Annotated in this window: 18 protein-coding genes; 6 read left to right on the forward strand and 12 right to left on the reverse strand. The window is 71.2% G+C overall.

The genetic code is table 11. From position 1 onward, the window contains the following. Both ACTJJ4_RS10290 and ACTJJ4_RS10295 read right to left on the reverse strand, forming a co-directional pair. Nucleotides 1–1,608 (reverse strand): ABC transporter substrate-binding protein, encoded by a 1,608-nt coding sequence (locus tag ACTJJ4_RS10290; RefSeq protein WP_440943215.1) that lies wholly within the window; start codon nt 1,606–1,608, stop codon nt 1–3. Between the two features lie 53 nt (nt 1,609–1,661). Further along, nucleotides 1,662–2,867, reverse strand: coding sequence for a metal-dependent hydrolase family protein (locus ACTJJ4_RS10295; protein WP_440943216.1), 1,206 nt, complete (start codon nt 2,865–2,867; stop codon nt 1,662–1,664). A gap of 159 nt (nt 2,868–3,026) precedes the next feature. Here ACTJJ4_RS10295 and ACTJJ4_RS10300 point away from each other — a divergent pair, with 159 nt between their 5' ends. After that, the gene (locus ACTJJ4_RS10300; RefSeq protein ID WP_440943217.1) at nt 3,027–3,809 is read left to right on the forward strand and encodes a GntR family transcriptional regulator; all 783 of its coding nucleotides are present in this window, start codon (nt 3,027–3,029) and stop codon (nt 3,807–3,809) included. 10 nt (nt 3,810–3,819) lie between these two features. Here the strand turns inward: ACTJJ4_RS10300 and ACTJJ4_RS10305 are convergent, their stop codons facing one another. Beyond that, nucleotides 3,820–4,785 carry a LysR family transcriptional regulator gene (locus ACTJJ4_RS10305; protein ID WP_440943218.1) on the reverse strand — a complete coding sequence of 322 codons (966 nt, stop codon included), beginning with the start codon at nt 4,783–4,785 and terminating at the stop codon, nt 3,820–3,822. 147 nt (nt 4,786–4,932) lie between these two features. Between ACTJJ4_RS10305 and ACTJJ4_RS10310 the strand changes: the two genes are divergently transcribed. Genes ACTJJ4_RS10310 through ACTJJ4_RS10320 form a run of 3 tightly spaced genes read left to right on the forward strand, consistent with a single transcriptional unit; the run spans nt 4,933 to nt 8,199 of the window. After that, nucleotides 4,933–6,324 carry an MFS transporter gene (locus ACTJJ4_RS10310; RefSeq protein ID WP_440943219.1) on the forward strand — a complete coding sequence of 464 codons (1,392 nt, stop codon included), beginning with the start codon at nt 4,933–4,935 and terminating at the stop codon, nt 6,322–6,324. A gap of 37 nt (nt 6,325–6,361) precedes the next feature. Beyond that, the gene (locus ACTJJ4_RS10315) at nt 6,362–7,582 is read left to right on the forward strand and encodes an FAD-dependent monooxygenase (protein WP_440943220.1); all 1,221 of its coding nucleotides are present in this window, start codon (nt 6,362–6,364) and stop codon (nt 7,580–7,582) included. Continuing rightward, on the forward strand, nt 7,579–8,199 hold the full coding sequence (locus ACTJJ4_RS10320) for an NADPH-dependent F420 reductase (protein ID WP_440943221.1): 621 nt from the start codon (nt 7,579–7,581) through the stop codon (nt 8,197–8,199). Before ACTJJ4_RS10315 ends, ACTJJ4_RS10320 begins: the two co-directional genes overlap by 4 nt. Before the next feature lie 18 nt (nt 8,200–8,217). On the opposite strand, the gene ACTJJ4_RS10325 is transcribed toward ACTJJ4_RS10320, so the two are convergent. From ACTJJ4_RS10325 to ACTJJ4_RS10355, 7 genes are all read right to left on the reverse strand, one after another. Further along, nucleotides 8,218–8,490: a metal-sensitive transcriptional regulator gene (locus ACTJJ4_RS10325; RefSeq protein ID WP_440943222.1), complete on the reverse strand. Its 273-nt coding sequence runs from the start codon at nt 8,488–8,490 to the stop codon at nt 8,218–8,220. After that, nucleotides 8,487–10,196 (reverse strand): FAD-dependent oxidoreductase, encoded by a 1,710-nt coding sequence (locus tag ACTJJ4_RS10330; protein WP_440943223.1) that lies wholly within the window; start codon nt 10,194–10,196, stop codon nt 8,487–8,489. Before ACTJJ4_RS10330 ends, ACTJJ4_RS10325 begins: the two co-directional genes overlap by 4 nt. Before the next feature lie 4 nt (nt 10,197–10,200). Beyond that, nucleotides 10,201–10,365, reverse strand: a complete 165-nt coding sequence (locus tag ACTJJ4_RS10335; protein ID WP_292698957.1) for a hypothetical protein — start codon at nt 10,363–10,365, stop codon at nt 10,201–10,203. A 110-nt stretch (nt 10,366–10,475) separates the two neighbouring features. After that, nucleotides 10,476–10,961, reverse strand: a complete 486-nt coding sequence (locus tag ACTJJ4_RS10340; protein ID WP_440943224.1) for a DUF2871 domain-containing protein — start codon at nt 10,959–10,961, stop codon at nt 10,476–10,478. Nucleotides 10,962–10,981: 20 nt separating this feature from the next. Continuing rightward, complete coding sequence (locus tag ACTJJ4_RS10345) at nt 10,982–11,599, reverse strand: response regulator (RefSeq protein ID WP_440943225.1); 618 nt, start codon at nt 11,597–11,599, stop codon at nt 10,982–10,984. Next, complete coding sequence (locus tag ACTJJ4_RS10350) at nt 11,596–12,903, reverse strand: sensor histidine kinase (protein ID WP_440943226.1); 1,308 nt, start codon at nt 12,901–12,903, stop codon at nt 11,596–11,598. The genes ACTJJ4_RS10345 and ACTJJ4_RS10350 overlap by 4 nt, the downstream gene beginning before the upstream one ends. Continuing rightward, a complete protein-coding gene (locus tag ACTJJ4_RS10355; protein WP_440943227.1) occupies nt 12,869–15,067 on the reverse strand; it encodes an MMPL family transporter in 2,199 nt (732 codons plus the stop codon). Before ACTJJ4_RS10355 ends, ACTJJ4_RS10350 begins: the two co-directional genes overlap by 35 nt. A gap of 132 nt (nt 15,068–15,199) precedes the next feature. On the opposite strand from ACTJJ4_RS10355, the gene ACTJJ4_RS10360 reads away from it, so the two are divergent. After that, nucleotides 15,200–16,000: a hypothetical protein gene (locus ACTJJ4_RS10360; RefSeq protein ID WP_440943228.1), complete on the forward strand. Its 801-nt coding sequence runs from the start codon at nt 15,200–15,202 to the stop codon at nt 15,998–16,000. Further along, nucleotides 15,997–16,845, forward strand: a complete 849-nt coding sequence (locus tag ACTJJ4_RS10365) for an SMP-30/gluconolactonase/LRE family protein (protein ID WP_440943229.1) — start codon at nt 15,997–15,999, stop codon at nt 16,843–16,845. Before ACTJJ4_RS10360 ends, ACTJJ4_RS10365 begins: the two co-directional genes overlap by 4 nt. Before the next feature lie 89 nt (nt 16,846–16,934). Here ACTJJ4_RS10365 and ACTJJ4_RS10370 read toward each other — a convergent pair whose 3' ends face one another. Further along, nucleotides 16,935–17,792: a fumarylacetoacetate hydrolase family protein gene (locus ACTJJ4_RS10370; RefSeq protein WP_440943230.1), complete on the reverse strand. Its 858-nt coding sequence runs from the start codon at nt 17,790–17,792 to the stop codon at nt 16,935–16,937. A 19-nt stretch (nt 17,793–17,811) separates the two neighbouring features. Beyond that, a complete protein-coding gene (locus ACTJJ4_RS10375; protein WP_440943231.1) occupies nt 17,812–18,792 on the reverse strand; it encodes a C-terminal binding protein in 981 nt (326 codons plus the stop codon). Nucleotides 18,793–18,842: the final 50 nt, after the last annotated feature.

Raw genomic sequence — 18,842 nt, forward strand, 5'->3', positions numbered from 1 at the left:
TCAGCCCTTGACGGTGACGTCGTGCAGGATGATCCGCGACGAGGAGTCGAACTCGACGCCGGAGACGCCCTTCTGCGAGGCGTGCACCTGTGCCACCTCGAGCAGGGGCACGAGGTACGCCTTCTCGACGATGCGCTTCTGCACGTCCTCCAGGATGGCGGTGCGCGCCTTCGGGTCGGCGGTCTCGGCCTGCGCGGCCAGCTGCTCGTCGAGCTCGGGGTCGGCGACCACGGCCCAGCGCGCCTTGGAGGCCGACGAGAACATCACCCGCAGCACGTCGGGGTCGGTGCGGGTCAGGCCGGCGCCGAGGAAGTCGAAGTCCTTGGAGGCGACGGCGCCGAAGAAGTCACCGGCGGTGACCATGTTGATCTTCAGGTCGATCCCGGCCTTCGCCAGCTGCGCCTGCGTCGCCTCGAGCACGTCCTGACCGTAGAACGCCGTCACCGAGACGGACAGCTTGGTGCCGTTCTTCTCGCGGATGCCGCCGGCGCCGGCCTTCCAGCCCGCGTCGTCGAGCAGCTTCTCCGCGCCCTTGAGGTCGTGGGCGAGCGCGTCCTTCTGCGCGAGGAAGGACGGGGTGGCCGAGCTGAGCACGCCGGTCGCGGCCGGCACCTTGCTCGAGCCGGTGAGGTCCTTGATCTCGGCACGGTCCGTGGCGAGGATCATCGCCTCGCGCACGGCCGGGTCGGAGACGATCGGGCGGTCGGTGTTCGGGACCAGGGAGTGCGGGACGCCCGGGTTGGCGCGCGCGTAGATCTCGTACTGGTCGGTGCCGAAGCGCTTCTCGTCGGCCGCGGGCAGGTCGAGGATCATGTCGAACTCGCCGGTCTGCAGGCCACCGGTGCGGACTCCGGGCTCGGGGGTCACGGCGAAGGTGATCTTCTTGACCGCGGCGTCGCCCTTGCGGGTGCGCAGCTGGGAGCCCCACTCGTAACCCTTGCGGGCTGTGACGACGACCGAGTCGTTGGAGGTGTAGCTGTCCAGGACGAACGCGCCGGATCCCACCGGATGCTGGCAGCGCTCGTCCGCGGTCATCGCGGCGGACTTGTCGGAGAGCAGGCCGAGGGTGATGGTGCTGGCGCCCTGGAGGAACTGCGCGTTCGGCTCGGCGAACGCCACCTTGACCGTGGAGCCGTCCACGACGGTGGTGCCCTGGTAGCCGGCCAGGTACTGCGAGGCGAGGGCTGCGGTGCTGCCGAGAGCCGCGAGGGCGTCGAAGTTCGCCTTCACGGTCTCGGGGGTCAGCTTCGAGCCGTCGCTGAAGGTGACGTCGTCGCGCAGCGTGAAGGTGAACTCGGTGAGGTTGTCGTTCGCCTCGAAGCTCTTGGCGAGCCAGGGGACGATCTCCCCGGTGTCGGGGTTCTGGTCGACGAGCGAGTCGACCAGCTGCCGGCCGATGTTCAGCGCGGTGGTCAGCGTGACCTGCTGCGGGTCCAGGCACACCGGGTCGTCCTGCACGGCGATGTACAGCTCGTCCTTGGTGGTGCCGCCACCGCCGCCGGTTCCTCCGCCGCCGGCGGAGCAGCCGGCCAGGAGACCGGCGCCGAGTGCGGCGGCGCCGAGGGCCGCAGCCCATCGTGCGGATGCATGTCGTGTCGAGGTGTTCACGATCGTCCTCTCAGGGTGGTGCGGGTCGGGTCCAGCGGGTGATGTGCGGGCCGTCAGGCCGCACCGGGCAGCTCGCCGTGCACGAGGCGGCCTCGTGACACGACGGCGACGATGTTCTCGACCCGGAGGTCGTCGATGTCCTCCCACGGGCGGCCGCGCAGCACGACGAAGTCGGCTCCGTGTCCCGCGGAGAGCGAGCCGATGCGGTCGGACATGCGGACCACGTCGGCGGCGTCGGAGGTGGCGGCGCGCAGCGCCCGCTCGGCGGTCCAGCCGAACATCCGCGCCATCAGGCGCACCTCCTCCATCTGGTCGCCGAACTGCACGAAGACGCCGTTCGCGTCGGTGCCGAGGACGAAGCGGATGCCCGCGCGACCGGCGTCGCCGAACAGGGAGTCGCGGTAGGCGACGACGTCCTTCGCCTTCGCCTGGGCCTCTTCGCCGACCGCGACGCGGCCGTCGGCGATGGCGTCGTTGATGAGCAGGGTCGGCGCGACCGAGATGTTGCGCTCGATGAGGCGATCCCACTGGTCGGGCTCGAGCCCGGTGCCGTGCTCGATCGAGTCGACCCCCGCCGACAGGGCGATCTCGTTGCCCTCGGCGGAGTGGCTGTGCGCGGCGACGGGCATGCTCAGCGCGTGCGCCTCGTCGATGGTGGCGCGGATCTCGTCCAGGGTCTGGTTGCGCCAGCCGACCTTGTCGCCCATCGAGAGCACGCCGCCGGTGGTGAAGATCTTGATGCCGTCGGCGCCCATGCGCGCGTACTCGCGCACGAGCTTGCGGCACTCGTCGGGACTGTCGGCGGTGCGGCCGCGGTGGGGATAGTGCGGCGGGATGAACAGGTCGCCGTGCCCGGCGGTCATGCCGACGGCGCCGTGCACGAGGATGCGGGGGCCCTGCTGGATGCCCTCGTCGAAGGCGCGCTTCACGGCCAGCTGCCGCTCGTCGCCGGACAGGTCGCGCAGTGTGGTCACGCCCGCGCGGGCGGCCTTCTGCGCGTTGTTGGCGATGTGGAAGACCTGCTCCTCCCACGGGGTGATGAGCGGCCACGACGACCAGTCGGCCCGGCCCGAGCCGGAGTAGGCGCCCAGGTGCACGTGCGTGTCGATCAGACCGGGGATGACGCTGTATCCGTCGAGCAGTTCGTCGTGGGATTCGACCGCCTCGATGCGATCGCCCGACCACTCGAGGCTGCTCGCCCCGCGGTAGGCATGGCCGTCCCAGAGAGGGATGCCTCGGATGCTGTCCGTCGTGGTCACTGCTGACTCCTCCGTGTGCGGGTTGACTGACGCTAGCAGATCTCCGGCCACTTGTTGATAGGTTTGGTCGATCATTACGCAACTTGTTGACTAGTTGTGACGATGATGACGACTGACGGCCCCGGGCCGCATATGCTTGCCTGGAGCAGGGGGACGGCGATGACCGACGGCACGATGGGCGCGTGGAGCGAGCGCAGGACGCGCACCCCGCTGACCGACAGCGAGCGCATCCTCAGCGGCGTGCTGAGGCACGTCCGCGAGGCGGTCGCCTCCGACAGCACCCTGCCCGGCGAGCACCGGCTCGCCGAGGCGCTCGGATGCACCCGGCAGCAGATCCGCCATGCGCTGGCCGATCTGGAGAACCAGGGGATCGTCGTCCGTCGCCAGGGGGCGGCGACCACCATCGACCCGCTCACCCTGCGACTGAGCGCCCGCTTCGAGGCGCGCGTGGAGTACGGCGACGTGCTGGCCCGGATGGGGTACACCCCCTCGGTCGAGGTGCTCTCGGCATCCTTCGAGCCCATCCCTGATGAGATCGCCGCCCTGCTGCATCCGCAGATCGAGCCGGTCGGAGCGCACATCCGCCTGCGCTGGTACGCCGACGACATCCCCGCGATGGTCGGCGAGTACATCCTGCCTCTCCCCGCCGGCATGGAGCGTCCGTTCATCGACCCCACCCGCCCCGTCTTCGACATCGCGCAGGACCTCTGGTCCGAGGCCATCGCGTGGGAGGTCGTCTCCGCCGGCGTCACGGCCCTCACGGCCGAGGAGGCCGAGCACCTCGAGCAGCCCGAGGGTGAGGTCGCGAAGATGTGGACGATCGTCGGCGCATCGCTCAGCGGCAAGCGCATCTCGTACTCGCGCGAGGTGCATCACCGCGACCTGGTCACCTACTCGTTCATCCGCTCCGTGAAGGAGCCGTGGAAGATCGGACCGCGCTGACGCGCAGCCCTCACCCGGGCGCGGACCCCGTCGCCTCCTCGGAGGCTCCCGGGAGCACCGAGGCATCCGCACGCCCGTAGCCGCCGAGCTTCTCCACCGCGAAGTCGAGCAGCGCCGACGCACGCGGCGTGAGCTTCATGTCCGCCGGCCAGATCCCGACCACGTGCGACACCGTCACCGGCGGGTCGAACGGGCGGATCACGATGGGCCGCCCCTCCGAGCTCATCGGGAGCGCGTTCGGCCGCGACATGAGCAGCCCGTAGCCGAGGCCGCGCCCCACGAGGGCCTCGACGAGGATGATCTGGGTGACCTTCGCCGCGATCCGCGGCTCCAGACCGCGCGCGGTGAACGCGTCGGTCACGTTGCGGATGCCGGGCGTCGCGTCGTACAGGATGTAGGGCTCGTCGGCCAGCTCCGCGAGATCGACCGTGTCGCGCGCCGCGAGCGGATGCTCGGGATGCAGGTGCGCCTCGAGCTCGGTCGCGTAGATCCGGCGCCGCCGGTACCCCACGGGGAGCGACACGTCGTACACCAGCGCCACGTCCAGCCGGCCGGCCTCGAGTGCGGAGAGCAGCTCCTCGTTGGTGCCGACCATGATCTCGATCGTCACCCCCGGATGCCGCTTCGGGAACCCCTCGAGCAGTTCGGGCACGACGTTCGTGGCGAAGCTCGAATAGCATCCGAGCCGCACCGGCCCCTGCAGCTCCTGCTCCCGCCCCGCGCCGAGGACGAGCTCATGCGTCTCCGCGACGATCTGCCTGGCCCGGCGAGCGAAGTCCTGGCCGGTCGGCGTGAGCGTGAGGCCCCTGGCCTTGCGCCGCACGCACAGCTGCTCGCCCACCGCGCTCTCCAGGCTGGTGATGGCCTGTGACAGCGCCGACTCCGAGATGTGCAGATGCGCGGCGGCCGCGCTGAGCGTGGGGAAATGGGGCAGCGCCGCGAACAGCTCGAGCTGCCTCAGACTCACATCGACCACAGCGACTCCCTCGCCCATTCTTCAGTTGAACCGAACTATATCCCCGAATAACTGTGATTTACACGCAGTCACGTGCGTCGCACGATGGGAGAACCCGCATCCCAGCCCCTCACCCGGAGGGCGATGACAATGACGTCAGGAACCACGATGACCACCTCCTCCTCCGCAGGAAAGCCCACCTCGCAGCGCCGAATCGCCTTCGCGACGATCATCGGCACGACCATCGAGTGGTACGACTTCTTCATCTACGCCACGAGCGCCGGCCTGGTGTTCGCCCAGCTCTTCTTCGAGCCCGCCGGCAAGGAGATCGCGCTGCTGCTGTCGTTCGCGACGGTCGGCATCTCGTTCCTCTTCCGCCCGCTCGGCGCCTTCCTCGCCGGCCACTTCGGCGACGTCATCGGACGGCGGGCGATGCTGGTCGTCACCCTCGTCCTGATGGGCGCGGCGACGACCCTCATCGGCACCCTCCCCACCTACTCGCAGATCGGCATCACGGCACCCATCCTGCTGCTCCTGCTCCGCATCCTGCAGGGCCTGTCCGCCGGCGGCGAGTGGGGCGGCGCGGTGCTGATGGCCGTGGAGCACGCGCCCGCCGACCGCCGCGGCCGCGCCGGCTCCTGGCCGCAGCTCGGGGTGCCCCTCGGCTTCCTGCTGGCGTCGGGCATGACCGCGCTCATGACGGGCGTGATCTCCCCCGGCGAGGCCTACCTGCAGTGGGGCTGGCGCGTGCCGTTCCTGATCAGCATCGTGCTGATCGTCGTGGGCTTCGTGATCCGCCGTTCGGTGGAGGAGAGCCCGGTGTTCGCCGAGATCGCCGAGCGCGGCAAGCAGGCCGGCCTCCCGATCGTCACGCTCTTCCGTCGCCACTGGCACCTCGTGCTCCTCGCGGCCCTCGTCTTCGTCGGCAACGGCACCCTCGGCTACATGACCACGGGCGGATTCCTGAACAGCTACGCGATCAGCGTCGGCCACCTCGAGACCACCTCGGTGCTGCTCGCCGCGGTCTTCGCCGCGGTCGTGTGGTTCTTCTCCACGCTGCTGGCGGGCTACCTCGCGGATGCCATCGGCCGGCGCAGCACCTTCCTCATCGGCTTCGGCTTGCAGGCCGTCATCGTCTTCCCGGTCTTCTGGCTCGTCGACGCCGGCGGACTCCCCGGCCTCTACGCGGCGCTGCTGCTGATCTCGACGGGCCTCGGCCTCACCTACGGACCGCTGGCCGCCTGGTACGCCGAGATCTTCCCGGCATCCATCCGCTTCTCGGGCGTCTCGATCACCTACGCGATCGGCGCGGTGCTGGGCGGGGCGTTCGCGCCGATGATCGCGCAGATGCTGCTGGGCGCGACCGGCACCACGGCCGCGGTGTCCGCCTATCTGCTGCTCGCCACGCTGCTCGGAGCCGGAGCCACGCTGTGCCTGCGCGACCGCCGCGGTATCGCGCTCGGCCCGGACGACGAGGGCGAGCAGGCCGTCGGAGCCACGGTCTTCGGTCCCGCCGCCCGCACGGGCGAGGTCACCGCTCGGCTCGCGGCGACGCGATGAGGCCCGCCCCGGCACGCATGTCAGTCAAGGAGAAGCAATGGTAGACAGCAGCACCAGGATCGCGATCATCGGCGGGGGGATGGGCGGCCTCACCGCCGCCATCGCCCTGACCAGGATCGCGGGAGTGCACGTGACGGTGTTCGAGCAGGCGAGCCGCCTGGGCGAGGTCGGCGCCGGGGTCACCGTCGCCCCGAACGCCGCGCGGGTGCTCGACAGGCTCGGCGTGCTCGAGCGGGTCCGCCAGGCGGGTGCCGTCCCCGACGGGCACGGCGTCTACCTGGACGCCATGGGTGGCATGGTCACCGACGCCGCCTGGGAGGACTCGGCCGGGCAGTACCGGAACATCGGGATGTACCGGCCCGACCTCATCGACGCGCTCGCGCACGATGTGGACCCCGAGTCGATCCGGCTCGGTCATCGGCTGAAGGCTGTGGAGACGGTCGAGTCGGGCGTGCGGGTCGAGTTCGAGAACGGGACGGAGGAGGTCTTCGACGCGGTCGTCGGCGCCGACGGCATCCACTCCGTCGTCCGGGGCGCGGTGGGTCAGCATCCCGAACCCGTCTACTCGGGCTACCTCGTCTACCGCGGGGTCATGGACGCCTCGCGCCTGCCTGCCGACTGGCCCATGATCAGCCAGGTGTGGATGGGGAACAGCCGTCACTTCATGGCCTATCCGCTGCAGCAGCGCCGGCTGTTCAACTTCGTCGCCGGCATCCCGAGCGACCGTCCGCTCCAGGGCGCCTGGTCGGGACCGGCCGAGGTGAGCGAGCTCGCCGCCGAGTTCTCGGGCGACGGCTGGGACCCGCGGCTGCAGCATTTCATCAGCCTGATCGACAAGACCTTCTGGTGGGGCCTGTTCGATCACGATCCGCTCACCGACTGGTCGCGCGGGGCCATCACGCTGCTCGGCGACGCGGCGCACACGATGCTGCCGCATCAGGGCCAGGGCGTCAGCCAGGCGATCGAGGACAGCATGGCGCTCGCCACCTTCCTCGCCGCGGCCGACACGGTCTCCGACATCCCGGAGGCGTTCCGGCGCTACACCGCGGTTCGCATGCAGCGCACGGCGATCCTGCAGAACGGATCCCGCCGTGCCGGCGCGATGTTCGACGCGCAGTACGAGTTCCAGAACCTGCGCAAGCGCGACGCCGACATCCGCGTCGGTCGCGACTTCCGCCGCAGCGCGGTGTTCGACTACGACGCGCACAAGGTCGCCGAACAGGCACTCGCTCGATTCAGGAGGGTTCAGGTCGCATGACTTCGATCAGCATCATCGGCAGCGGCAAGATGAGCGGGGCGATCGCCGAGGTCGCCTCCCGCGCCGGAGCCGGCATCCAGATCATCAAGCGCAGCCCCACCAGCACCACGGCCGCGCGCCCCGGCCTGGAGTATGGCGTCATGGGCGACGAGCTCACCGGCGACCTCGTGGTGCTCGCCGTCCCGTACGGCGCGTACGAGGGCATCCTGGAGCACTATCGCGACCAGCTCAGCGAGAAGGTCGTGATCGACATCAGCAACCCGATCGACTTCTCCACCTACGACCGGCTGCGCTCCCCCGCCGACTCGTCCACGGCGGCCGAGCTGGCGAAGCTGCTGCCCGAGGGATCGGCGGTGGTGAAGGCGTTCAACGTCAACCTCGGCGACACCCTGGTCAGCGGCACCAACGGCACGACCCGCACCACGGTGCTGTACGCCGGGGACTACGCGGATGCCAAGATGAGCGTCGCCGCGCTGATCGAGGCCGCCGGGATGCGCGCCGTCGACGTGGGCCCGCTGACCCGGGCCCGTGAGCTCGAGGCGATGGGCTTCCTCCAGATCATCATGGCGGCGCTCGGCCGCACGCGCTACGAGTCGGGGTTCACCCTGCTCGAGTGATCGCGCACGCCGGCCCCCTCAGGCGAGGGTGAGGAACAGCTTCTGCAGCTCCTCCATCGTCGGCGCGCCCTCCCGGGCCTCCTCGCCGTCCGCCACGCAGTGGCGCAGTGCGGTGCCGATCACCGCGAAGCCGGCGCGATCGATGGCCTTGCCGACTGCCGCGAGCTGGATGACCACATCGCGGCAGTCGGCGCCGGTCTCCATCGCGTCGATCACGGCGGTGAGCTGGCCGCGCGCCCGCTTGAGGCGGTTCACGACCTTGCGGATCTCGTCGTCGGGCGCGGTGCTCATGCGGACTCCTTCACGCTCAGGCGGGCGCCGACGGGCACAGGGGCGCCGTCCGACATCCGCGTTCCGGCGGACCAGGTGAGATACCCGCCGTCGAGGTTGCGCGCCGACCGGCCGTGCTGGCGCAGCAGGCGCACGGCGATGTGGCCGCGCTGTCCGACCTGGCAATGCACGATCAGCTCGCCTGCGGGCAGGTGGCCGAGGTGCGCGCGCAGATCGTCGACCGGGATGTTTAGCGCCCCGTCGATGGCGCCCGCCGCGTGCTCGGCGGCGGTGCGCACGTCGATCACGGTGGCGCCGGCCGCGACGGCGTCGTCGACCTCGTGCCACTGGATGCTGTCGGTCAGTCCGGTCGCGGCGTTGTCGGCGATGTAGCCGAGCATGTTCACCGGGTCCTTGGCCGAGCCGAACTGCGGCGCGTAGGCGAGCTCGAGCCTGCTCAGCTGCGAGGCGGTGAGCCCCGCGTGCATGGCCGTGGCGATCACGTCGATGCGCTTGTCCGCCCCGCGCCGGCCGATCACCTGGGCGCCGAGGATCAGATCGGTCGCGGGGTCGACGAGCAGCTTCATGGTCAGGCGCTCCGCGCCCGGGTAGTAGCCGGCGTGGTCCGAGGGATGCGCGTGGATCACGCGGTGCGGGCGGCCGGCATCCTTCAGCCGCTTCTCGCTCCAGCCGGTCATCGCGACGGCCAGCCCGAAGACGCCGACGACAGCCGTGCCGAGGGCGGGCACCGCGTCCGCGGGAGCAGCCTCGAGCAGTCCCTCGGCGGCGGCGATCGCGTCGGCCGCGGTGCGGCCGTGCCGGTTGGCGAGTCCTGCCATGGTGACGAGGGTCGGCTCGGCGGAGAGCGCGTCGACCTTCTCGACGCCGTCGCCGACGGCGAGGATCCGCGGATCGTCGGTGCGCTGCAGCGCGTCGACGGCGATGCCGCCCGTGGGCCCGACGGCGAGACCGGCGTCGACGGCGAGGGATGCCGCGGGACGGACGCCCCTGGCGTCGATGACGATGTCGGCGGGGACGACCGTGCCGTCGTCGAGGTGCACGCCCTCGGCGTCCAGCAGCTCGACGGAGCTGTGCGTGCGCAGATCCACGCCGTGGGCGGTCAGCTCGTCCACGACGAGCGACGCCATCTCCGGGTCGAGGGGACTGAGCGGATGCCCGCCGTGCTGCACGAGCGTGACGGCGAGACCGCGGTGCACGAGGTTCTCGACGGCTTCGAGCCCGATGAACCCGCCGCCCGCGACGACGGCTCGGCCTGCTTCCGGCAGATCGGCCAGCGCCAGCGTGATGCGGTCGACGTCGTCGATCGTGCGCAGGGTGGACACGACCGGGCCGCCTTCCGCCGATGCGAGTTCGTCCCGCGGCACGGCGCCGGTGGCGAGCACCACGTGGTCGTAGTGCTCGTCCGTCACGTCTCCGGTCGACAGGTCGCGGATGCTGACGGTCCTGGCATCCCGGTCGATCGCGACCGCGCGGTGGCCGGTGCGCACATCGAGCGCGAAGCGCGAGCGCAGCGACTCGGGCGTCTGCAGGAGCAGGGCGTCGCGGTCGGCGATCACACCACCCACGTAGTAGGGCAGGCCGCAGTTGGCGAAGCTGACGTGGTCGCCCTGCTCGATCACGATGATCTCGGCCGTCTCGTCCAGCCGGCGCAGGCGCGTCGCGGCGGACATGCCGCCGGCGACGCCCCCGATGATGATCACGCGCATGCGCTCAGGACCTCCCGAACAGCTTCGCCAGGAAGCCGGTGCGCGGCTCGTCCTCGTGGCCGCGGCAGCGCTGCGCTGCCGGCACTCCGGCCATGACGCTGTCCACGTGCTGGCCGCATCCGGCCCAGGTGGTCTTGCCGCAGGTGCGGCAGGTGACGGCTCGACACATCGCTTCGGGTCCTCTCGGTCGGTCGATGACACCGTATCAGATACCCCTGGGGGTATCTTGAGCACGGCCGATCGCCCCCGTCCGCGCCCGCCCCGCGCGCCCGGCGCGGGTCAGGCTCCCGGCCGGCCGGCACTCATGGTCACTCGGCGAGCGCGGCGCCCGCGGGGCGGGCCGTGGGTGCCGGCGTCGGCAGCCACCGCGCGCCGCAGCGCGATGAAGAACACGATCAGGCCGGCGGTGATCAGGATGTGCCCGAGGCCCGCGATCCCGGCGATCATCGCGCTGGACTCCTGACCGAGCACCGTGAGGATGCCGTGCCAGGTCATCATGCCCGCGGTCAGGATCACTCCGGCGTTGTACAGCCAGAGGAACCAGGAGAACAGGCGCGGGCTGCGCGAGATCGCGAAGACCTTCTCGAGCACCAGCACGATCAGCAGCATCACGAAGCCGAGGATCAGCAGGTGCGTGTGCACCACCGACAGCTGGGTGAACGTCGCGTCGGTGAAGTCGTTGGCCTTGGTGAACTCGCGGTAGAACAGGCCGGATGCGACCCCGGCGAGCATGTACGCGAACGCGGCGTTGACGAGTCTCTTCATGATGGGTCCTCCAGGATGGGTCAGATCAGCCCGGCTTCGCGGGCGACGTGGATCGCGCGCGACCGGCTGTCGACGTCGAGCTTGGTGAAGATGTGGGCGAGGTGACTCTTGACGGTCGCCTCGGTGACGAACAGCGTGCGGGCGATCTCGCGGTTGGCGGCGCCCGTGGCGAGCAGCCGCAGCACCTCGGTCTCGCGGTCGGTGAGCCGCGGCAGCGGGCTGCGCAGGCCCTCCAGCAGCCGCGCAGCCAGGTCCGGCGCGAGCACCATCCCGCCAGCGGCGGCCCGGCGGATGCCGTCTAGGATCAGTTCCGGCGCCACCTCCTTCAGCAGGTAGCCGGCGGCGCCCGCCTCGATGGCGCCGCGGATCTCGGCATCCCGGTCGAAGGTGGTGAGGATCAGCACGGCGGGTGCGGGATCGAGCGCGCGCAGCGCGGCGGTGGTCCGGATTCCGTCGATGCCGGCGCCCAGTCGCAGGTCGCAGAGCACGACGTCCGGATGCAGGTGGGCCGCCAGTGCGAGCGCCTCCTCGCCGGTCGCCGCCTCTCCGATCACCTGCACGTCGTCGGTGTCGAGCACGGCGCGCAGTCCGCTGCGGACGACCGGATGGTCGTCGACGAGCAGCACGGTGACGGTCATCGCGTCTCCTCCTCGGTGGTCGGGGATGCGGGATCGGATGCCGGCGGTGCCGGCTCCGGGCGGATCGGCAGCTGCACCGAGATCGCCGTCCCCTCGCCCGGGGCGCTCTCGATGTCGAGCCCGCCGCCGAGCTCGCGCAGCCGCGCCCGCATGAATCGCAGGCCGTAGCTGGACGAACCGCTCCCGGCATCCGCCTCCCACGCGGCCAGGTCGAAACCCGCACCGTCGTCGATGATGTCCAGCCGCACGGAGCGCGCGTCATCGATCAGGCTCATCACCACCCGACTGGCGGCGGCGTGCAGGCGCACGTTGGCCAGCGCCGACTGCGCGGTGCGCAGCAGCGCCACCTCCACCTCGGTGGGCAGCACGGGCAGCGACTCGTCGACGTGCAGCTCGGCCTGCAGGCCGGCCTCGTCGTGCGCGCGGTCCAGCATGCGGCGCAGGGCCGCCGCCAGCACGCCGTCCTCCAGCTCGGCGGGAGCGAGCGCGGCGACGATCCTGCGCACGTCGGCCAGGCTGTCGCCCGCGAGCGCCTCGACCTGCGACAGGGCGCGCGCGGCATCGGCATCCGCCGTCCTGTCGGCACCCGCGTGCGCGAGCAGCCGGATCGAGGAGAGGGCTTGAGCGACCGTGTCGTGGATGTCGCGGGAGATGCGGGTGCGCTCGGCGACCGCGCCGGACTCCCGCTGCGCGAGCGCGAGCTCGTCCTGCAGGTCGGCCATCTCATGCTGCGCGCGGGTGAGCGAATCGACCAGCCGCTCGCGCTCCGTCGCGTCGCGCAGCAGCTGCAGATACCCGCGCGAGACGCCGTACGCGAAGACGCCGCCGATCAGCGGCCCGAACACGTTCGCGTAGCTGGTGACGCCGTGATGCAGGATCGGCGCGACGATCACCACTGCGAGCACCAGCGCCGAGAACAGCAGCCCCCACGGCACCGGGAGCAGATGACCGGCGAGCAGCCAGAGCAGGAACGCCACCCAGATGAACTCCGGCGAGACGGCCACGGCCGCCAGCCAGATGACGGCGAATCCGATCAGCCACCCCACCGCGAGACGGCGGGAGCGCAACGGCAGCACGCTGCCCGTGGCATGCGCGACGAGGATCGCGAGCCCGGCGACCACCGCGGCGGGCACGGGCGTGCCGTCGCCGATCGCGCGGATCACGCCGATCACGGTCAGGACCGCGGCCATGACGTGCTGGCCGATCTCCATCGCCCGCACGACCGGGCTCGTGTGCGCGGGACGCTCGACCTGACCGCGTCCCGTACGCTCAGCGCGCGCCAGCGGCGCTTTCACGACGTTCATGTGTCGATTCTCCCTGCGGGTCGAGCAGATCACCGGGTTCGTGCGTGGCGAGTGCACCCGCAGCGGATGCCGCATGCACGGGCGCTCCCTCTCCGCCGGGAGCCTTCGGCGCCCGTCCCGGCCACCAGATCCGGTCGCCCACGAGCGCGAAGATCGCCGGCACGATCACGGTGCGCACCACGAGGGTGTCGACGATCACGCCGACCCCGACGATCAGGCCCAGCTGCCCGAGCGTGACCAGGGGCAGCACCCCGAGCGCCGCGAACACCGCCGCGAGCACGATGCCCGCGCTGGTGATCACGCCGCCGGTGTGCGCGATCGCCTCGACCATCCCCGCCCGCGTGCCACGGGCCGCCGCCTCGCTGCGGGCACGATGCACCAGGAAGATCGTGTAGTCGATGCCGAGCGCCACCAGGAACAGGAAGGACAGCAGCGGCACCTGCAGGTCGAGGGCGTGCTGGCCGAACAGCATCCGGCTCAGCCATGCCCCGGCGCCGATCGCGGCGAGCGCGCTGGCGAGGTTCACGATCAGCAGCAGCACCGGCGCGACGAGCGAGCGCAGCAGCACGATCAGCACCAGCAGGCTCACGCCCATCACGAGCGGTGCGACCAGCAGCAGGTCGCGCTGGTTCCCCGCTCTGGCGTCCAGGTCGGTGGCGACGGCGCCGCCGACCACGGCATCCGCCTCCGGGACGGCGTGCACGGCGTCCCGGAGCGCGGTGATCTGATCCAGGCTCCGCGGCGTGCTGGGCGCGTACTCGCTGGTCACCATGATCTGGGTGAGCTCGCCGTCGTCGGTCCGCCCGATCGGGCTCACCCGGACCACGCCCTCGACGCCTTCGGCCGCGGCGACCACGGCGTCGGATGCCGCGCTGTCGGCGACGATGAGGATCGGCTGCGCCTCCCCGGGCGGGAAGTGCGCGGAGAGCGCCTCGAGGCCTGCGGCCGACTCGGACTGCACGCGGAACTTCTCCAGCTGGTCGAGCCCGACCGAGGTGCCGAGCAGCCCCGCCGCCATCACCGCGAGCAGTGCCGCTCCGGCCAGCAGGCTCGCGAGCGGACGACGCACCACGCCGGAGGCCACCCGCCGCCAGGCACGGCCCTGCCGCGGCGCCTCACCCGGGGACGCCTCGCCCGGACGGGGAACGAACGGCCAGAACACCTTCCGGCCGCACACCGCCAGCAGCGGCGGCAGCAGGAACAGCACGGAGAACAGGGCGATGAGCAGGCCGATCGCCGACGACACGCCCAGGCCGTGCGTGCCGGGGATCACGGCCAGCACCAGGGTGAGCAGCGCCAGCACCACGGTGACGTTCGAGGCGACGATCGCCGGCGCCGTGCTGCGCCAGGCGGCGCTGAGCGCGGCACGGTGGTCCTCCGTCTGCTGCAGCTCCTCGCGGTAGCGCGAGATCAGCAGCAGGGCGTAGTTCGTGCCGGCGCCGAAGACCAGCACGCTGATGATCCCGGCGTCGAACTGCAGGTTCCACAGCGATCCGGCGGCGGCGGTGAGACGCCCGGCCAGACCGTCGGCGAGCGCGACCACCACGAGCGGGATCAGCCACAGCACGGGTGAGCGGTAGGTGACGATCAGCAGCAGCGCGACGATCAGGATCGTCACCAGCAGCAGCGTGAAGTCGGCGCCCTCGAACGACGAGGCGACGTCGGCGCCGAACGCGGGGCCTCCGGTCACCTGCAGCGTGACGCCGTCCGGCGCGTGGCCCGCGATGTCCGCGCGCAGCGCCGTGATCACCTCGGCGGTGCCGGCATTGGTCTCGCCGACCCTGATCGGGGTGATCAGCACGGCGGCCTCGCCGTCCTCGCTGATCAGAGGGCCGGTGGAATCGGCGTCCGCCCTCTCGTCGAGCACAGGCAGCAGGTCCTTCAGCTCGCCGACCTGCGCGTCGGTGAGCTTCGCCCCGTCGTCGCGGGAAGCGACCACGAGCACCGACTGCCGGTGGGCGTCGGGGAAGGTCGCGAGCAGCTCGCTCACGCGGGCGGACTCGGATGCCGCCGGCGCCTGCGCGTTGCCCGCGGGCGCCTTCGCGGAGCCGAACGCCCCGAACAGCAGGACCATCACCAGCAGGACGAGTCCCAGCGACACCCATGCGCCGCGGCGCGAGGTGAGTCGGTCGGAGAGCGGATGCCGAGAGCGGAGTTCTGCCATGACATCCACTCCACCAGCGGCGCCGTCCGCGCACATCGCGAACGGGAGTGAACCCGGTCTCCATCAAAAGGATGAGAAGCCGGGCAAACTCGCGGCGTCAGGGCGACACTGGCTGATTAGGCTGAGGTCATCATGCAAGCGCTCTTGGACTTCGCCCGCGACTTCTGGTGGATGATCTTTCCGATCATGGCCGTGGGCGGAGGGTTCGCCCGCCGTTGGCAGGTCGCGTCCCGCGAGCGGCACGAGCGCCGCCTGGAGACCCTGCGCCTGAAGAGCGAGCTCAAGACGGCGGAGCTGCAGGCCCGCGCGCTCACCGGTCCTGTGCGCACGAAGCGCGGCGCGCAGCCGGCGCCTGAGGCGGCATCCGTTCCTCCGAACGAGCTCCTGGAGCGCCTGTTCAAGGAGCACGACGAGATCACGGCGCGCTGGCTCGACTACGAGCTCGACGTCGCCAAGCTCATCGCCTTCCCCGCCATGAGCGACGGCCGCCAGCCCCTGACCGCCGCGTTCCTGCGCGCCAAGAAGACCGCCGACGCCCTGCGTCCGGCATCCGCCGATGCGAAGGTGAGCGAGCAGCGCGTCACCGAGTACCTCGACGCCGTCGGCAACTACGCCGTGGCCTTCGAGGTCGCCGAGCGCGACGCCCGCCGCCTGCGCGACTCGACCTTCACCGAGGACGAGCGCAAGCGCCTGGATCGCGCGCAGCACATGCTGAAGGTCGCCCTCGACGAGTCGGCGACGCAGGCCGAGCGCCAGGTCGCCTACAAGCGCGTGCGCGATGAGCTCGAGGGCCTCATCCTGCTGTCCGACGAGGCCGTTCAGGTGCTGGAGACCAAGGTCGCCGGCGAGCTGACCCCCGGAAGCGCCGCAGCGCCGCCCGCCGCCCCGGAGCCCGAGCGGATGCCGTTGAAGCGGGACGACCCCCTGGGATGAGAGCCCGGAACGTCACGGGCCCGATCGCCCACCACGCCGAGGGACCGGTCTGGGCGGACGCCTGGGGCGGTCTGCGCTGGGTCGACGGCGACGCCGGCGACATGCTGACCCTGCGCGACGGCGAGGTCCTCCGCACGCACATCGACGACGAGTACCTCGCCTTCGTTCGGCCGCGTGAGAACGGCGGCTTCGTCGCTGTCGGCGCCCGCACGCTGTACCTCGCGGACTCGCCCGATGGGACCGCGATCCCCGTGAGGACGCTCCTCGACGACCCGGTGATCCGCATGAACGACGGCTGCGCCGACCCTCGGGGCCGGCTGCTGACGGGCTCGATGGCCTACGCCTCCGCACCGGGCGCGGCGGATCTGCGGCGCGTGGACACCGACCTCTCGGTGCGTCCGGTGCGCCGTGGGCTGACGGTGTCGAACGGCGTCGACTTCTCGCCGGCCGGCGACCTCATGTTCCACGTCGACACCCCGACCCGGCGCATCGACGTCTATGACGTCGTGGACGGGGAGGTCGTCGAGCCTCGCCCGTTCGCGACGCTCGCCGAGGACCAGGGGCTCCCCGACGGCCTGTGCGTCGCCGCCGACGGGAGCGTCTGGGTCGCGCTGTGGGGCGGCGGAGCCGTGCACGGCTACGCTCCTGACGGCAGCCTGATCGCCCGGATCGAACTCCCGGTGCCGCAGGTCAGCGCGTGCACCTTCGGCGGGGACGAGATGGACGTGCTCTACATCACGACCTCGGCGCAGGGGCTCGGCCCCGACCACGGCACGGCGGCCGGGTCGCTGTTCGCCGTGTCGCCGGGCGTGAAGGGTCTGCCTGCACGCGCCTTCGCCGGCTGACGGCGTCGCCCGACCGCCTGTGAGGCGCAGGCCGCTCTCACTCAGCCGGGATGCGAGCGGCCTGCGCCCGACAGGCGGGCGGGTGCGTCTCAGGCCGGGACGACCCGTTCGGCGCGCTGCCGCTGCACGCCCAGGCCCTCGATCTCGATGCGCATCTCGTCGCCGTCGTCGAGATACGGGAACCGCCCCGACAGGGCGACGCCCTGCGGCGTGCCGGTGTTGATGATGTCCCCGGGCTCGAGCACCATGTACTGGCTCAGCTCGTGGACGATCTCGAGCACGGAGAAGATCATGTCGGCGGTCGAGGAGTCCTGCCGCGGCTCGTCGTTCACGAACGAGCGGAGCCGCAGGGCCTGCGGGTCGACCTCATCGGCGGGCACGAGCGCGGGGCCGAGCGGATTGAACGTCTCGGAGCACTTGCCCTTCGACCACTGCCCGCCCGAGACGTCGAGCTGATACGCCCGCTCGGAGACGTCGTTCGAGATCGTGTACCCCGCGATCACGTCGCGCGCCGCCTCCGGTGACGCCAGGTACCGCGCGGTCCTGCCGATCACGACGGCCAGCTCGACCTCCCAGTCGACCTTCCGCGCTCCGGGCGGGAGCAGCACGACGTCGTCGGGTCCGACGACGGTGTTCGGATGCTTGAAGAACACGACCGGATGCGCAGGCGGCTCGGCGCCGGACTCGGCGGCATGCGCCGCATAGTTCTGCCCGATGCAGATCACCGCGGCAGGGCGGGCGACCGGCGGGCCGACCCGCAGACCCTCGCCGTCGGCGCTGCGCAGCGTTCCTCTCGCGAGCGCCTCGCGCACGCGGGCGATGCCGTCCGCAGCGAGGAACGCGCCGTCGATGTCGGCGGTGAGAGGGCCCAGGTCGCGCAGCACTCCCTCGTCGTCGCGGACGAACGGATGCTCGTGGCCAGCGGCTCCGAGACGCAGAAGTTCCACGGGTGCTCCTCCTCGGCCCTCAGGCTCGCGCCGTCGCGTGGTCCGGGTTGACGATCGCGCCGACCGGTTCGCCGGCCAGGAACCGGACGATGTTCTCGGCCGCGTGCACGGGAAGGTCCTCGAGCGCCTGCGGCGAGTACCAGGCGGCGTGCGGGGTCAGCAGCACGTTCGGCGCCTCCCGCAGGGCCGCGCCGGGCGCCAGCGGTTCCACCTCGTAGACGTCCAGCGCGGCCGCTCCGACGCGTCCGTCGTGCAGCGCGGCGACGAGGGCCGCCTCGTCGATGAGCGGACCGCGGCAGGTGTTGACGATCACGGCGCCCGGCTTCATCGTGGCGATCGAGTCGGCGTCGATGAGATGACGCGTGGCGTCCGTGAGCGGCACGTGCAGGGTGAGCAGGTCGGCCGCGGCGATGGCCTGCTCGATCGAGACCGGCTCGCAGCCGGCAGCGACGACCGCCTCCGACGGCGCGTAGGGGTCCGCCACCAGCACGCGGAAGCCGAGGGCACGGCATCCGCGGGCGACGAACGAGCCGATGCGTCCGAACCCGAGCACCGACACCGTGGTGCGGGAGGGACGCACCGCCATCGGCCGGGCCGCCACCGGCTTCCACTCGCCCGCGCGCAGCGCGGCGTCGTAGGCGGGGAGTCCACGTGCCTGGGTCATGATCATGGCGATCGTGTGCGAGGCGACCTCCTCGATGCAGTAGCTCGGGGTGTTCGCGACGGCGATCCCCCGCTCGGTCGCCGCGGCGACATCGATCATGTCGTACCCGATTCCCAGCCGGCTGATCATCCTGAGGCGGGGCATGCGATCCATGAGGGGTCCGTCGATGCGACGCCACTGCACGATGAGGGCTTCGGCCTCGGCGCCCAGGGCGGCGAGGGTGTCGGCATCGGTGTCCGGTGCCCGATCGGCGCGCAGGCCCGCAGCTCGAAGCGTCTGCTCGGCGGCCTCGCCGGGCAGGTCGCAGTCGGTGATGAGGACGTGGGAGTCAGCCATGGTCATGAATGCTATAGCATCTAGCAACTACCTGTCGAGAGGTTCCTCTT

The organism is Microbacterium sp. 22195 (assembly GCF_052056515.1).
Classification (GTDB): Bacteria; Actinomycetota; Actinomycetes; order Actinomycetales; family Microbacteriaceae; genus Microbacterium.